Origin of the sequence: Oscillibacter sp. KLE 1745, from assembly GCF_000469445.2 — a bacterium.
GTDB lineage: Bacteria > Bacillota > Clostridia > Oscillospirales > Oscillospiraceae > Oscillibacter > Oscillibacter welbionis.
Genome location: NZ_KI271758.1, coordinates 13,844 through 27,776 on the forward strand (window position 1 = coordinate 13,844; position 13,933 = coordinate 27,776).

Consider the following 13,933-nt stretch of genomic DNA (forward strand, 5'->3'; position numbering starts at 1 on the left):
GGCCGCGCAGCGGTCCGCCACCTGCCGGGCGGTGAGGGCGGGGGTCAGCAGGCCCAGGGCGTTGGCCGCGGCCCGGGAGACGGTCCCCTGGCTCACCAGGCGTCCGATCACTGTGGCGCTGCCGTCCCGGTAGGAGAAGGACAGGGCATCCGCCGCCATCTCAAACAGGTCCCCCTGGGTCAGGGTGCCGGTATAGGCGATGGGGAAGAGGCCGATCCGCTGGGCGAAACCCGCGGCGTCGGCAATGGTAAAGTCGCCCGCCTTGTCGGAATACCCCAGCATCCGCAGCAGGAAGGCGCTCCAGGCGTTGGCGGTGAGGGCCGCGTCCGGCCGGAAGGCTGTCGCCGTGACGCCGGTGATCCAGCCCTGCCGGGCGGCGTAGTTCACCTCCTGGGCGATGGAGGCGGGAACATCCCGGAAGCCGGCCAGCCAGTTGTCCGCCGCGGCGGCCTGTTCTGCCCCGGCCAGATGCACCAGCAGCACGGCCGCCTGTGCCCGGGTGGCGGGGGCGTCCAGATTATATGTAGAGTCGATCAGTCCCAGGGTGGAGAGGGTGTCCGCGGCCCGGGCCGCCTCCCCCTCCAGAGCGGAGGCGGCGGGGATCACGCTCACCGTCAGGACAAGGACACAGAGGAGCGAAAGAAGTCGTTTTTTCATGGGGTAGCCTCCAAATCTTGAGAATGGCTCCATTTTAGCACCGGGCAGAGCGCTTGGCAAGGCCCGGTCCCTTTACTGCCCGGGCCGATTTGGGCGTTCCCAAGACTCTCTTGGCGGAAAAGACGGAACAGAACGGTATATAAAAGGCCCCGCTGCCGCACATGAGGGCCTTGGTTCCACTATTCTGTATATTGGGATCACGCGCTTCTGCCCTTCAGAAAAGAACGCATCAGCATCGCGATCATGCCAATCATGAGATAGCAGACGCAATACAACAAAAACGCTGTTTCACCCATCGCAAAGAATAGCCACGCCCCTGCCAGAAATAATCCCGCGACAACAATTGGAAGGGGCCACAGCCGCTTGATGTCCTTTCCTGCAAATACGCCGCATACAGCAGAAAATATGGGATTGACCCCAAAGAACAGCAGAAGGCAGACGGCCATTCCCGCGCTGCCTGCAAATGTTGCTGCCAACCACGGACAGCCTATCATCAACAGCATTGCCAATATAGACCAGAAGATCAATGGTTTCATGTGGATGGCCTCCCTTTTATACGGAAATGGTTGCTTTTCTATATGATATCATATACGTCTGGCTGCTTCAAGGTTTGGAAGCGGGCCCCTTCAGCGAAAGCGCCGGAGCTGCCCGTCCGTCCGGAGGAGGCGGGGGAGCAAGGCCCGTCTCACTGGACAGGCGGGCCAAAGTCTGCTATACTGAATCTACCTTTTGGAAAGGAAGCGGCCCATGGCGGAGCGATTGGCGGAGGACCTCTGGCGGCTGGACATCCCCTTGGTGGGGAACCCGCTGAAAAACTTGAACAGCTATTTGCTGACCGGAGAGCGGAGCCTGCTGATCGACACGGGCTTCCGCCAGCAGTCCTGCCGCGAGGCCATGGAGCGCCAGCTGGCGGAGACGCACGTGGACCGGGACCGGCTGGACATTTTCTGCACCCACCTCCACAGCGACCACACGGGGCTGGCGCCGGAGCTGATCCGCCCCGGCTGCCGGATCTATATCGGGGAGATCGACAGCCCCGGCGTGAAAAACGCCTCGGATCCGTCCTGTTGGAAGCGGCTTTACGGGGAATATGTGCGGGACGGCTTCACCCAGGCGGAGATGGAGGCCCTGTGGGGAGACAATCCGGCCCAGACGGCGGCCCCGCTCTGGCGGGAAGGGCTCTATACGGAGCTGCAGGACGGCGCGGCGCTCCATTACGGCGGCCGTATGCTGCGGTGCGTGCTGACGCCGGGCCACACGCCGGGGCACCTGTGCCTGTATGACCCGGCCCGCCGGCGGCTGTTCTGCGGCGACCATGTGCTGTTTCACATCACGCCCAACATCTGCCGCTGGCAGGGAGTGGAGGACTCTTTGGGGGACTATCTCAGCAGTCTGGACAGGACGGCCGCTCTGGACACAGCGGAGCTGTATCCCGCCCACCGGGCGGAGACCGGGGACCTGCGGCAGCGGACGGCGGAGCTGAAGGCCCACCACGCCCGCCGGCTGGAGGACACCCTGCGGACCGTGGAGAAGGCGCCGGGCCTCACCGCCTATCAGATCGCAGGCCGGATGCGTTGGAGCATCCGCTGCCGGAACTGGGCGGATTTTCCCCTGGCGCAGAAGTTCTTTGCCGTGGGAGAGGCCCTGGCCCATCTGGACCATCTGGAGGCCCAAGGGCGGGTCTTCCGCCAGGAGATACATGGAAAACGGGTATATTTCGCCGGCGTGGGCGACAAAATATGAATGATAAAGGAGATGCTTCAAATGGAAGTGAAAGAGATTCTGAGCAAGTGCGACCACACTCTGCTGGCCCAAACGGCCACCTGGAAGGAGATCCGGGCCATCTGCGACGATGGTATGAAGTACGGCTGCGCCAGCGTCTGCATCCCTGCCAGCTATGTCAAGCAGGCGGCGGAGTATGTGGCGGGAAAGCTGCCCATCTGCACGGTGATCGGCTTCCCCAACGGGTATGACACCACCGCCGCCAAGTGCTTCATGGCCACGGACGCCGTGGAGAACGGCGCCGAGGAGGTGGACATGGTCATCAACCTGGGCTGGGTGAAGGATCAGAAGTGGGACGACCTGCTCGCCGAGATCAAGGCCGTGAAGGCCGCCTGCAAGGGCAAGCTGCTGAAGGTCATCATCGAGTGCTGCTTCCTCACAGACGAGGAGAAGATCAAGATGTGCGAGATCGTCACCGCCTCCGGCGCGGAGTATATCAAGACCTCCACAGGCTTCGGCACCGGCGGCGCCACCCGGGAGGACGTGGCCCTTTTCGCCAAGCACGTGGGCCCCAACGTGAAGATCAAGGCCGCCGGCGGTATCGCCGACCTGAAGGACGCGGAGGACTTCATCAACCTGGGTGCCTCCCGCCTGGGCACCAGCCGCATCGTCAAGGCCGTGAAGGCCATGGAAGAGAAATAAGGAGGAAATGAAAGCATGGGAACTCCCCATAACGAGGCGGCCCAGGGGGCCTTTGCCAAGACCGTTCTGATGCCCGGCGATCCGCTGCGGGCCAAATTCATCGCGGAGACCTTTCTGCAGGACGCGAAGCTGGTGAACAACGTCCGGGGCGTCCAGGGCTACACCGGCACCTATCAGGGCACGCCTGTGTCCGTCATGGCCTCCGGCATGGGGATGCCCTCCATCGGCATTTACTCCCATGAGCTGTTCCACTTCTATGATGTGGACAACATCATCCGGGTGGGCAGCGCCGGTGCCATCTCCCCCCAGCTGAAGGTGCGGGACGTGGTGTTCGGCCAGGGCTCCTGCACGGACTCCAACTACGCCCACCAGTTCGGCCTGGGCGGCACCTTCGCCCCCATCGCGGACTTCACCCTGCTGGAGACCGCCGTGACGGTAGCCCGGAAGCTCGGCATCGAGCCCCATGTGGGCAGCCTGCTCAGCTCCGACGTGTTCTACAACAAGGCGGGCAACACTCTGGACTGGGGCAAGATGGGCGTGCTGGCCGTAGAGATGGAGAGCGCGGCCCTGTACTGCAACGCCGCCGAGGCGGGCAAGCGGGCCCTGGCCATCTGTACCATCTCCGACAGCTTGATTACCGGCGAGGAGCTGCCTGCCGCCGACCGCCAGACCACCTTCACCCAGATGATGGAGATCGCCCTGGGCGTTGCTGTGGAGATGGAGAAGAAGTAAGGCGAGTTCAAAAAAGAAGAATCAGTCCCCGCGGCCACGCGGGGGAAGCATGAAGGGGGACGTTGAGTCCCCCTTCATAGTTGATCGGCCCGCCGCAGCGGCGACTTTCGGCAAAGGTGAAAGCGGGAGGCCCGCCGGCAAAGCCGCCGGGCCGGGACGCGGAGCATCTTTTCCATATTTTCCCGGTCCGGCACAGGCCGAGCCTCTCCGGGAAATGACCGGTGACAATGGAAACAGAGCCGTGACAAACCACAGCAAAAATTTTGCAGAATTGGTTCTGCTTTTTACAAAACCGTAAAAAAGATATCCGAAATTCATAAAAATTTCAACAAAATGTGGCGAAAAAGAAAACAATTTGGAAATGCGGTTGCAATCCTCAGGAAGAGTTGTTATAATGGGCCTGACCCGTTGAGGTCATCCTGCGCGGAGAGATTTTCGCGCGGATAACAAAACGAAGGAAGGTAGATTCCAATGAAGAAGTTTCTTGCATTGCTCCTGGCATTGGTGATGTCCCTGTCCCTGGTCGCCTGCGGCGGCGGGGACGACACCGCCGCTGACGGGGGCGCCGATGCGGAGGATGGCGGCAACGCCGAGACCGCCGCTTATCAGGTGGCTATGATTACTGACTACGGCGATATCACCGACCAGTCCTTCAACCAGACCACCTATGAGGCCTGCCAGGAGTTCTGTGACGCCGAGGGCCTGCAGTTCGAGTACTACAAGCCCGCCGGTGACTCCACCGCCGAGCGTGTGGCCATGGTGGACGCCGCTGTGGCTGACGGCTACAACGTCATCGTGATGCCCGGCTACGCCTTTGCCGAGACCATCAAGGAGACCGCGGAGCTGTATCCCGACGTGACCTTCATCGCGCTGGACGTGGCGCAGGGCGATCTGGGCGAGGACTACACCGTGCCCTCCAACGTGTACTGCGCTGTGTATCAGGAAGAGCTGTGCGGCTACATGGCCGGCTACGCCGCCGTGAAGCTGGGCTACACCCACCTGGGCGTGCTGGGCGGCATGGCCGTTCCCGCCGTGCAGCGGTTCGGCTATGGCTTCGTGCAGGGCGCTGACGCCGCTGCCGTGGAGATGGGCATCGCCGACCAGGTCGTGATGGAGTATGCCTACGGCAACCAGTTCTATGGCGACAGCGATATCACCGCCTACATGGACAACTGGTATCAGACCCTGGGCGTGGAGGTCGTCTTCGCCAGCGGCGGCGGCATCTACACCTCCGCGGCTGAGGCTGCTGCCAAGGTCGGCGGCAAGCTGATCGGCGTGGACGTGGACCAGTCCGCCAACATCGACACCTATGGCGAGGGCATGTGCGTGACCTCCGCCATGAAGGGTCTGGCCGAGACCGTCAAGCACATGCTGGGCGAGGTCGTGGCAGGCAACTTTGCCAACTACGGCGGCCAGGTGGAGACCCTGGGCCTGGTGAACGGCGATGATCCCACCGCCAACTATGTCCAGCTGCCCATGGAGACCACCCAGTGGGGCGACGGCTTCACCCAGGACGACTATAAGGCCCTGGTGAAGGCCATGTACGACGGCGATGTCACCGTTTCCAACGACATCTCCGCCATGCCCGCAACCACCATCACGGTGAACTTTGCCGGCAACATCAAGTAAGGATCAGAGTCTTTGCAGGAAGAGGACGGGAGCAATCCCGTCCTCTTTTTTTGCCTCTGGACAAATTTTACAAAACAAACCTGATATTCCTGCATTTTTTCTTTGAAATATTCCGGAAGATATAGTACAATAAATACACTATACAAGAGGAGGAGGGCGGTAAGCTTGGAACAGCCATATGCCATTGAAATGCTGAATATCACCAAGCGCTTTCCGGGAATTGTCGCAAACGACAACATCACGCTCCAACTGAAGCGGGGCGAGATCCACGCGCTGTTGGGAGAAAACGGCGCCGGAAAGTCCACGCTGATGAGCGTGCTGTTCGGCCTGTACCAGCCGGAGGAGGGCGTCATCAAAAAAGACGGCCAGGTGGTGCAGATCAAGGACCCGAACGATGCAAACGCACTGGGGATCGGCATGGTCCACCAGCACTTCAAGCTGGTGGAATGCTTTTCCATTTTAGACAACATCATCCTGGGCGTGGAACCCTGCAAGAACGGCTTCCTGCAGAAGCAGGAGGCCCGGGAGAAGGTCCTGGCCCTGTCGGAGAAGTACGGCCTGCAGGTGGACCCGGACGCACTGGTGGAGGATGTCACCGTGGGCATGCAGCAGCGCACGGAGATCCTGAAGATGCTCTACCGGGACAATGAGATCCTGATCTTCGACGAGCCCACCGCTGTGCTGACGCCGCAGGAGATCGACGAGCTGATGCAGATCATGAAGAATCTGGCGGCAGAGGGCAAATCCATCCTGTTCATCTCCCACAAGCTGAATGAGATCATGTCCGTGGCGGACCGCTGCACGGTCCTGCGGAAGGGCAAATACATTGGCACGGTGAACATCGCCGAGACCAGCCGTGAAGAGCTGTCCCGCATGATGGTGGGCCGGGACGTGGAGTTCGCAGTCCACAAGGAGCCCTCCAAGCCCAAGGATCCCATCCTGGTGGTGGAGGGTATGACCGTGGCCTCCAAGCTCCATAACAACAATGCTGTGAAGAATATCTCCTTTACGGTCCGGGCGGGAGAGATTGTCTGCATTGCCGGTATTGACGGCAACGGCCAGACGGAGCTGATCTACGGCCTGACGGGCCTGGAGCCCCTGGAGTCCGGCAAGATCACGCTCTGCGGCCAGGATATCACCCGCGCCCCCATCCGGCAGCGGTCTCTGCTGGGCATGAGCCACATCCCGGAGGACCGCCACAAGCACGGCCTGGTGCTGGACTACACCCTGGAGGACAACATGGTGCTCCAGCGGTACTTTGAGCCTCAGTTCGTCAGCAAGGCGGGCTTCCTGAAGCGCAAGGCCATCCGCGAGTACGCCAACCGCCTGATCGAGCAGTACGACGTCCGCTCCGGCCAGGGGCCTGTCACAGTGGCCCGCAGCATGTCCGGCGGCAACCAGCAGAAGGCCATCATCGCCCGGGAGATCGACAAGGACCCGGAGCTGCTGATCGCCGTGCAGCCCACCCGCGGCCTGGACGTGGGCGCCATCGAGTATATCCACAAGCAGATCGTGGCCCAGCGGGACGCCGGCAAGGCGGTGCTGCTGGTGAGCTTGGAGCTGGACGAGGTCATGTCCCTGTCCGACCGTATCCTGGTGATCTATGAGGGCGAGATCGTGGGCGAGCTGGACCCCAAGACCACCACGGCGGAAGAGATGGGCCTGTACATGGCCGGCGCCAAGCGGAAGGGGGCTTGAGAAACCATGAGACAAGAAAAATCATCCCTCCTGCGGAACAAGGGATTCCAGTCCCTGCTGGCATCCCTGCTGTGCATCGTGCTGGGCCTGCTGATCGGCTACATCGTGCTGCTGATTATCAACCCCGCCGGCGCGGGAGAGGCCATCCGCACCATTGTGGAGAACTTCCTGTACTATCCCAGCGCCGCGGCCCGGCTGCGGTATCTGGGCAACACGCTGGTGAAGACCGCGCCGCTGCTGATGTGCAGCCTGTCGGTGCTGTTCGCCTATAAGGTGGGCCTGTTCAACATCGGCGCCGCCGGCCAGTACGTCATCGGCGCCGGCGCCAGCCTGTACTGCGCCCTGGGCTTCGGGCTGCCCTGGTACGTGTGCCTGTTGGCGGCTATTGCTGCCGGTGCGGTGCTGGGCGCCATCTCCGGGCTCCTGAAGGCGTACCGCAATGTGAATGAGGTCATCTCCTGCATCATGCTCAACTGGATCAGCCTGTATCTGGTGAACGCCCTGCTGTCCCAGGTGAAGGAGACAGCCAGTCCCTACACCTTCACCCTGAGCAGCACGAATCCCGACGCCATCCTGCCCTCTCTGGGCCTGGGCGCCCTGTTCTCCGACAACCAGTATGTGACCATCGCCATCCCCCTGACGGTGATCGTGGCCGTGGGCATCTGGGTCCTGCTGGAGAAGACCAAGCTGGGCTATGAGCTGCGGGCCACCGGCTGCAACAAGTTTGCGGCCAAGTACTGCGGCATGAAGGAGAAGCGAAACATCATCCTCACCATGGCCATCGCCGGCGGCCTTGCCGGCATGGGCGCGGCCACGCTGTTCCTCACCGGATTCGAGCAGTGGCAGGTCACACAGTCCGCGGTGCCGGCCATGGGCTTCAACGGCATCGCCGCCGCCTTCCTGGGCGGACTGAATCCCATCGGCGCTATCTTCTCCTCGTATTTCATTCAGCACATCACCAACGGCGGCGCGTATGTGGACAAGACCATGTACTCCGCCCAGATCTCTGATCTGATCTCCGCCCTGATTATCTACCTGTGCGGCTTCGTACTGTTCTTCAAGGTCTTTATGAACAGCCGGCTGGACCGGCGGGATGAAAAGCGGCGGGCAAAGGAAGACCGGCCCGGCTCTGAGGAAGGAGGGAAGGCGTAATGTTACTGCTGCTGCAATACACGCTGATTTTCGCCTCCGTCCTGCTGCTGGTGGCGCTGGGCGGCTGCTTCTCTGAACACTCCGGCGTCATCAACATCGGCCTGGAGGGCATCATGGTCATGGGCGCCCTGGGCGGTGCGCTGATGATGAAGTTCCTGCCTGCAGGCACCTCCGCCTTTGTGGTGGTGCTGTTGACGGTGCTGGCCAGTATCCTGCTGGGCATGATCTACTCCCTGCTGCTGGCGGTGGCGGCCGTGAACTTCAAGGCGGACCAGACACTGGTGGGCACGGCCATGAACCTGCTGGGCACCGCCGCGGCCACCGTGTTCGTGAAGGCCATGAACACCGCCGCCGATCCGGACAACGTGTCCTCCACCATCCAGTACCTGGACGGCCGCAAGGCATTCCTGGTGAACATCGGCGGCTTTGAGTTCAACTGGTGCATGCTGCTGGCGGTGATCGCCCTGGTAATCGCCTATGTGGTGCTGTACAAGACCCGCTTCGGCCTGCGGCTGTGCGCCTGCGGCGAGCATCCCCAGGCAGCGGATTCCGTGGGCATCAACGTCTACCGGATGCGCTACGCCGGCGTACTGATCTCCGGCGTGCTGGGCGGCCTGGGCGGCATTGTGTATATCATCGCGGGCGTCAGCGAGTGGAAGTTTGAAAACGGCGTGGCCGGTTTCGGCTTCCTGGCCCTGGCGGTGATGATCTTCGGCCAGTGGAAGCCCACCCGCATCGCCCTGGCGGCGCTGCTGTTCGGCTTCTTCCGGGCCCTGGGCAATGTGTACAGCGGCTTCGACCTGCTGAGCAATCTGAACCTGCCCAGCTCCGTGTATAACATGCTGCCCTATGTCATCTCTCTGGTGGTGCTGGCCTTCACATCTCAGAAGTCCCGTGCCCCCAAGGCGGAGGGCATTCCCTACGACAAGGGCCAGCGGTAATTCCATCACAAAACGGAATTTCACGACAAAATATGCCTCCCTGTTATCGGCTTCGACAACAGGGAGGCTGTTTTTATCCCAGCACGTAGCCCACCAGCAGAGCGGCCAGCAGCAGGGAGAAGGCACTCTGCACCACCTTGCCCAGGAAGCAGTTCCGCAGCCGCAGGCCGCTGCCCTCCAGCACCGCCAGCGTCTGACACAGGACCGAGAGGCCGCCCCAGCCCGCTGCTGCCGCCGCCAGAAGAAAGCCGAAGGCATCAGCTGTCAGCAGGGGCGTCAGGGAGAAGAGCTCCAGCGCCGCCACCAGGACCGCCCCCAGGCGGCCGCCCACGGCGGTGAGAGGCTGCGCCAGCACATAGAAGAACACCACGAAGGCGCACACAGACAGAATCCCGGCAAGCGAGGACCGGACAGCCCCGGTGAAGGCCTCCGCAAAGCTGACAGCCCGGAAAGGAGGACGCCTTGTCAGCTCCTGCCGGGAAGCGGATTTTCCGCTGCCCCGAAACACCAGTCCCGTCAGAAGGGCGGAGAGCACATGGATCAGCCACAGCCACACCCCGGCCCGCACACTGCCGAACACCCCCACGCCCAACACACTGATGAGGAACACCGGATTGGAGTTGTTGCAGAAGGCCAGCAGCCGCTCCGCCTCCTCCCGGGAGACCAGATTTTCCCGGTAGAGGTCTGCTGCCGTCTTGGCGCCGATGGGGTAGCCCCCCACCAACCCCAGCACCAGCGCAGCACTGCCGGCGCCGGGGACCCGGAACAGCGGCTCCATCAGCCCCGCCAGCCAGGGGGCGGCCAGCTCCCCGAACCCCAGAGCCAGCAGCGCTGAGGAGGCCACCAGGAAGGGGAACAGGGAGGGGACCACGGAACGGGCACAGAGGGCCAAAGCTTCCGCCACACTGTCCCGCACGGCCCCGGCGTCCGCCAGAAACCACACCAGCAGGCCGCCGAGGCACAGGCAGGCCAGTATCCGCCATCGAATCCGCATCCCGCATCACCTCTCCACACCCTATGCCGGAGCGGGGGACACTATGCCCCCGGCATGTTGCGGGACGTTTGTGCATACAGTCGGGAAGAGGTGAACGTATGGAGCGGAATCGAAAGGACCGAAACGGCGGCGTGCTGGACACGGTGGCGGAGCTGTTCGACCTGCCGGCAGATCTGGTGGCGGGCCTGCCCCACCTGGAGATGATGGGCAGCCGCCAGCTGTATCTGGAGCACCACACAGGCATCCTGGCGTACAGCGACGAGCAGATCGACGTAAACACCACCGGCGGCGTGCTGCGGGTCCGGGGCGCCCGCCTGGCCCTGATGGCCATGACGGCGGAGGAGCTGCGGATCGGCGGGGACATTGCCGCCGTGGAGTGGGTGAGGTGACACCATGCTGAATCAGATCGTCAACCGGCTCCAGGGCCAGGTCCGGATCCGGGTGGAGACCCCCTTTCCAGAGCGGGTGCTGAATCTGTGCGGCGCCCGGAACCTGGCCTTCTGGGATATGGAGTGGGAGTCCGAGACTGCCTTCACCTGCCGGCTGAACCGGCGGGATTACTACGCTCTGCGCCGGGCGGTGAAACAGCTGGACTGCCGGCTGACCGTGGTGCGGAAGGAGGGGGTACCCTTCTTCCTGGGCCGGTTCCGGCGGCGGCACGCGCTGTTGGCGGGACTGACCCTGTGCAGCGCACTGCTGTTCTTCGGCTCCTTCTTCATCTGGGACTTCACGGTGGAGGGGAACCAGCGGGTCACAGACGAGGAGATCCTGCGGGCGCTGCAGCGGCAGGGGGTGGGGATCGGGACCTTCGGCATCTCCCTGGACACGGAGGACATCCGCAACCATGTGCTGCTGGAGATTCCGGAGCTGCTGTGGATCACAGTGAACGTCTCCGGCTGCCGGGCCTATGTAGAGGTGCGGGAGCGGGTGGAGGCGCCGGAGCCGGTGGACGAGCGGGAGCCCACCAACGTGGTGGCCCGCCGGGACGGGCTGATCCTGGACATCCAGGCGATGGATGGGGTCCGGTGCGTGCTGCCCGGGACGTCGGTGGAGGCGGGCGAGCTGCTGATCTCCGGCGTGGAGGACACGGAGACTGTGGGCGCCCGGGTCCTGACCGGCATGGGGAAAGTGGAGGCCCGGACCTGGTACACTCTCTCCACGGTAATGCCTCTGACGGTGGCGGAAAAGCAGTACACCGGAGAGGAGAAACAGGGCTACTCCCTGGTCTTTGGGACAAATCGGGTAAAATTCTTTTTAAACAGTAGCATCGGGACGGGAAACTATGATAAAATAACCGAAAGGACCCAGTGGTCCCTGTTCGGGCTGCCGCTGCCGGTCACCTTTGTGAAGGAGACCTTTCGTTTTTACGAGACGGTCCCCGCCGAGGTCTCCGCCGCCCAGGCGGAGAGCCGGGGTGAGGCGATCCTCACGGACTACCTCCACACTCTGGTGGACCCCTACGGCACCGTCAGCTCTACCCTGTGCACTTCTCGCCGGGAGGGGGACGGACTGCTGGTGACACTGACGGCGGAGTGTGTGGAGGAGATCGGCCGGGCCGTGCCCATCTACACAGACCCCACAGAAGAATCGGGCGGCTGATGCCCGGGAGATACAGGAGTGATACCTTGGAACAGCGAATCAGCATTGAGCGGCTGGAGCAGGCCGTGAATATTTTTGGATCCTTTGACGAGAACATCCGCCTGCTGGAGCAGGAGTTCTCCGTCACGGTGGTGAACCGGGACGGGGAGCTCCGGGTGGAGGGAGAGCCGGAGGACACCATGCTGGCCTGCAAGGCCATCCAGGCCCTGCTGACCCTCTCTTCGCGGGGGGAGGCCATCGGGGAGCAGAACGTCCGCTACGTCATCGGCCTGGTGCGCAGCGGCAAGGAGTCCCAGATCACCGAGCTCACCGGCGACGTACTGTGCATCAGCGCCAAGGGCCGGCCCATCAAGCCCAAGACCATCGGTCAGAAGGAGTATATCAAGTCCGTCCTGAAGAACACCGTCACCATCGGCGTGGGCCCGGCGGGCACCGGCAAGACGTATCTGGCCGTGGCCGCCGCCGTGCAGGCGTTTCGGGACAAGCAGGTGAATCGCATCATCCTGACCCGTCCGGCGGTGGAGGCCGGCGAGCGGCTGGGCTTCCTGCCCGGGGACCTGCAATCAAAGGTGGATCCCTACCTACGGCCGCTGTACGACGCCCTCTTCGACATGCTGGGGGCGGAGACCTATCAGAAGTATTTGGAGCGGGGCAACATTGAGGTGGCCCCTCTGGCCTATATGCGGGGCCGGACGCTGGACGACAGCTTCATCATCCTGGACGAGGCACAGAACACCTCCCGGGAGCAGATGAAGATGTTCCTGACCCGGCTGGGCTTCGGGTCCAAGATCGTCATCACCGGCGACGTGACCCAGATCGACCTGCCGGACGGCAAGGCGTCCGGTTTGAAGGAGGCCATGCGGGTCCTGCGGGACGTGGAGGGCATCGGCATCTGCGAGCTGACCAACGCCGACGTGGTCCGCCATGTGATGGTCCAGCGGATTGTGGAGGCCTATGAGCGGTACGAGACCGCGAAAAACGGCGGAAAGGGGCGGAAGTGATGGCGAAGCGGCATTATATCCCCGTCACCGCCGACGTGCCCGGCGCCGCCAGTGAGGGCAACTGCGCCCTGATCCGCAAGGTGATCCGCACCGCCCTGGCGGCGGAGGGGGTGGACGTTCCCTGTGAGGTGGACGTGCTGCTGACGAACGACAGCGGCATTCACGAAATCAACCGGGAGATGCGGCAGGTGGACGCCTCTACGGACGTGCTGAGCTTTCCGGAGTTCGACCTTCGGCCCGGGGAGCTGCCCGCACCGGAGGACGCGGACCCGGGCACCGGCCTGGTGCCCCTGGGGGACATGGTGATCTCCATGGAGCATGTGGCGGCCCAGGCCAGGGAGTACGGCCACGCCAAACGGCGGGAGCTGAGCTATCTGGTGGTGCACTCTGTTCTGCACCTGCTGGGGTATGACCATCTGGACGAGGGGCCCCAGAAGGCCCGGATGCGGGCGAGAGAGGAAGCCATCCTGGGGGAGCTGGGCATCGGGCGGTGAATCACTCCCGGGGCAGGCCCCGGCCGGTGCGCAGGCCCAGCAGGAAAGCGTGGATGGCGGTGAACTCCAGGTTTTTTTCATAGCTTTCCAAGGCGTGATAACCCAACTCGTTATGAATCATATCCATGTGGAAGTTATAGTCGTCCGCTGGGACAGTGTCCAGGTAGGGCTTGATGTAGTGGAGATAAAGCCATATCATAAAGTCTGACATAGAAACCACCTTTCAAAAAACACCATTTTCACTGTGCTATGATGAAAAGATAACACAGTTAATTCGCGGTGTCAAGAGGAACAAAATGCTTTTGAAAGAAAGACTGCGAGAATTGCGCAAGGAGAAAAAAGAGACACAGGTTCAGGTAGCTGAGGCGATTGGGATTGTTGAGCAGCACTACCAGAAATTTGAGGGTGGTGTTAACCTCCCCAACCTGGAAAACGTCTGGAAACTGGCGGACCACTTCGGCGTCACCATCGACTATCTGGTGGGGCGAAGCGACAAGCGGGGGTAACATGAGATGGGCCGCCGTCGCGGCGGCCACGGGGATTTCTGCTCCCACAGGGGGCTTGTCCGGCGGGATGCACCCCCCATTCTCTTTTTGGTTGCGCCAAAAAGAG

The 13,933-nt window shown here is 62.4% G+C and carries 16 protein-coding genes; 12 read left to right on the forward strand and 4 right to left on the reverse strand.

Annotated features, from left to right (window positions below; translation table 11 throughout):
* A partial coding sequence (locus tag HMPREF1546_RS14605; protein ID WP_021752071.1) for an S-layer homology domain-containing protein occupies positions 1 to 657 on the reverse strand: 657 nt, incomplete at its 3' end.
* 197 nt (positions 658 to 854) lie between these two features.
* Positions 855 to 1,193, reverse strand: coding sequence for a hypothetical protein (locus HMPREF1546_RS14610; protein WP_021751385.1), 339 nt, complete (start codon positions 1,191 to 1,193; stop codon positions 855 to 857).
* A 211-nt stretch (positions 1,194 to 1,404) separates the two neighbouring features.
* On the opposite strand from HMPREF1546_RS14610, the gene HMPREF1546_RS14615 reads away from it, so the two are divergent.
* The 7 genes from HMPREF1546_RS14615 (at position 1,405) to HMPREF1546_RS14645 (ending at position 9,233) form a co-directional block, all read left to right on the forward strand.
* Positions 1,405 to 2,400, forward strand: coding sequence for an MBL fold metallo-hydrolase (locus HMPREF1546_RS14615; protein WP_021751384.1), 996 nt, complete (start codon positions 1,405 to 1,407; stop codon positions 2,398 to 2,400).
* A gap of 21 nt (positions 2,401 to 2,421) precedes the next feature.
* Positions 2,422 to 3,081 (forward strand): deoxyribose-phosphate aldolase, encoded by a 660-nt coding sequence (gene deoC, locus HMPREF1546_RS14620; RefSeq protein WP_025544682.1) that lies wholly within the window; start codon positions 2,422 to 2,424, stop codon positions 3,079 to 3,081.
* A gap of 15 nt (positions 3,082 to 3,096) precedes the next feature.
* On the forward strand, positions 3,097 to 3,813 hold the full coding sequence (deoD, locus tag HMPREF1546_RS14625) for a purine-nucleoside phosphorylase (RefSeq protein ID WP_021751382.1): 717 nt from the start codon (positions 3,097 to 3,099) through the stop codon (positions 3,811 to 3,813).
* 471 nt (positions 3,814 to 4,284) lie between these two features.
* Complete coding sequence (locus HMPREF1546_RS14630; protein WP_021751380.1) at positions 4,285 to 5,442, forward strand: BMP family protein; 1,158 nt, start codon at positions 4,285 to 4,287, stop codon at positions 5,440 to 5,442.
* A gap of 189 nt (positions 5,443 to 5,631) precedes the next feature.
* Positions 5,632 to 7,140 carry an ABC transporter ATP-binding protein gene (locus HMPREF1546_RS14635; protein ID WP_021751379.1) on the forward strand — a complete coding sequence of 503 codons (1,509 nt, stop codon included), beginning with the start codon at positions 5,632 to 5,634 and terminating at the stop codon, positions 7,138 to 7,140.
* 6 nt (positions 7,141 to 7,146) lie between these two features.
* The gene (locus tag HMPREF1546_RS14640; protein WP_021751378.1) at positions 7,147 to 8,292 is read left to right on the forward strand and encodes an ABC transporter permease; all 1,146 of its coding nucleotides are present in this window, start codon (positions 7,147 to 7,149) and stop codon (positions 8,290 to 8,292) included.
* Positions 8,292 to 9,233 carry an ABC transporter permease gene (locus tag HMPREF1546_RS14645; protein ID WP_021751377.1) on the forward strand — a complete coding sequence of 314 codons (942 nt, stop codon included), beginning with the start codon at positions 8,292 to 8,294 and terminating at the stop codon, positions 9,231 to 9,233. Before HMPREF1546_RS14640 ends, HMPREF1546_RS14645 begins: the two co-directional genes overlap by 1 nt.
* A 73-nt stretch (positions 9,234 to 9,306) precedes the next feature.
* On the opposite strand, the gene HMPREF1546_RS14650 is transcribed toward HMPREF1546_RS14645, so the two are convergent.
* Positions 9,307 to 10,227, reverse strand: a complete 921-nt coding sequence (locus HMPREF1546_RS14650; RefSeq protein ID WP_021751376.1) for a nucleoside recognition domain-containing protein — start codon at positions 10,225 to 10,227, stop codon at positions 9,307 to 9,309.
* A 98-nt stretch (positions 10,228 to 10,325) separates the two neighbouring features.
* Here HMPREF1546_RS14650 and HMPREF1546_RS14655 point away from each other — a divergent pair, with 98 nt between their 5' ends.
* From HMPREF1546_RS14655 to ybeY, 4 genes are read left to right on the forward strand one after another with little or no spacing between them, the layout of a single operon-like run.
* A complete protein-coding gene (locus HMPREF1546_RS14655; protein ID WP_021751375.1) occupies positions 10,326 to 10,616 on the forward strand; it encodes a YabP/YqfC family sporulation protein in 291 nt (96 codons plus the stop codon).
* Positions 10,617 to 10,620: 4 nt separating this feature from the next.
* Entirely contained in the window at positions 10,621 to 11,826 is a 1,206-nt protein-coding gene (locus HMPREF1546_RS14660; protein ID WP_021751374.1) for a sporulation protein YqfD, read from the forward strand.
* A complete protein-coding gene (locus HMPREF1546_RS14665; protein ID WP_021751373.1) occupies positions 11,826 to 12,827 on the forward strand; it encodes a PhoH family protein in 1,002 nt (333 codons plus the stop codon). The genes HMPREF1546_RS14660 and HMPREF1546_RS14665 overlap by 1 nt, the downstream gene beginning before the upstream one ends.
* Positions 12,827 to 13,321, forward strand: a complete 495-nt coding sequence (gene ybeY, locus HMPREF1546_RS14670) for an rRNA maturation RNase YbeY (RefSeq protein WP_021751372.1) — start codon at positions 12,827 to 12,829, stop codon at positions 13,319 to 13,321. The genes HMPREF1546_RS14665 and ybeY overlap by 1 nt, the downstream gene beginning before the upstream one ends.
* 1 nt (position 13,322) lies before the next feature.
* On the opposite strand, the gene HMPREF1546_RS14675 is transcribed toward ybeY, so the two are convergent.
* Complete coding sequence (locus HMPREF1546_RS14675) at positions 13,323 to 13,532, reverse strand: hypothetical protein (RefSeq protein ID WP_021751371.1); 210 nt, start codon at positions 13,530 to 13,532, stop codon at positions 13,323 to 13,325.
* Between the two features lie 85 nt (positions 13,533 to 13,617).
* Between HMPREF1546_RS14675 and HMPREF1546_RS14680 the strand changes: the two genes are divergently transcribed.
* Positions 13,618 to 13,827, forward strand: coding sequence for a helix-turn-helix domain-containing protein (locus tag HMPREF1546_RS14680; RefSeq protein ID WP_021751370.1), 210 nt, complete (start codon positions 13,618 to 13,620; stop codon positions 13,825 to 13,827).
* The last annotated feature ends 106 nt before the right edge of the window (positions 13,828 to 13,933 follow it).

What these genes read in the sequence shown, in the direction of transcription:
- HMPREF1546_RS14635 (WP_021751379.1), top strand. Translation starts at nt 5,632, where the DNA reads ATGCTGAATATCACCAAGCGCTTTCCGGGAATTGTCGCAAACGACAAC.
- HMPREF1546_RS14660 (WP_021751374.1), top strand. Translation starts at nt 10,621, where the DNA reads ATGCTGAATCAGATCGTCAACCGGCTCCAGGGCCAGGTCCGGATCCGG.
- HMPREF1546_RS14680 (WP_021751370.1), top strand. Translation starts at nt 13,618, where the DNA reads ATGCTTTTGAAAGAAAGACTGCGAGAATTGCGCAAGGAGAAAAAAGAG.
- HMPREF1546_RS14650 (WP_021751376.1), bottom strand. Translation starts at nt 10,227, where the DNA reads ATGCGGATTCGATGGCGGATACTGGCCTGCCTGTGCCTCGGCGGCCTG.
- HMPREF1546_RS14630 (WP_021751380.1), top strand. Translation starts at nt 4,285, where the DNA reads ATGAAGAAGTTTCTTGCATTGCTCCTGGCATTGGTGATGTCCCTGTCC.
- HMPREF1546_RS14610 (WP_021751385.1), bottom strand. Translation starts at nt 1,193, where the DNA reads ATGAAACCATTGATCTTCTGGTCTATATTGGCAATGCTGTTGATGATA.
- deoD (WP_021751382.1), top strand. Translation starts at nt 3,097, where the DNA reads ATGGGAACTCCCCATAACGAGGCGGCCCAGGGGGCCTTTGCCAAGACC.
- HMPREF1546_RS14655 (WP_021751375.1), top strand. Translation starts at nt 10,326, where the DNA reads ATGGAGCGGAATCGAAAGGACCGAAACGGCGGCGTGCTGGACACGGTG.
- HMPREF1546_RS14640 (WP_021751378.1), top strand. Translation starts at nt 7,147, where the DNA reads ATGAGACAAGAAAAATCATCCCTCCTGCGGAACAAGGGATTCCAGTCC.
- HMPREF1546_RS14665 (WP_021751373.1), top strand. Translation starts at nt 11,826, where the DNA reads ATGCCCGGGAGATACAGGAGTGATACCTTGGAACAGCGAATCAGCATT.
- deoC (WP_025544682.1), top strand. Translation starts at nt 2,422, where the DNA reads ATGGAAGTGAAAGAGATTCTGAGCAAGTGCGACCACACTCTGCTGGCC.
- HMPREF1546_RS14675 (WP_021751371.1), bottom strand. Translation starts at nt 13,532, where the DNA reads ATGTCAGACTTTATGATATGGCTTTATCTCCACTACATCAAGCCCTAC.
- ybeY (WP_021751372.1), top strand. Translation starts at nt 12,827, where the DNA reads ATGGCGAAGCGGCATTATATCCCCGTCACCGCCGACGTGCCCGGCGCC.
- HMPREF1546_RS14615 (WP_021751384.1), top strand. Translation starts at nt 1,405, where the DNA reads ATGGCGGAGCGATTGGCGGAGGACCTCTGGCGGCTGGACATCCCCTTG.
- HMPREF1546_RS14645 (WP_021751377.1), top strand. Translation starts at nt 8,292, where the DNA reads ATGTTACTGCTGCTGCAATACACGCTGATTTTCGCCTCCGTCCTGCTG.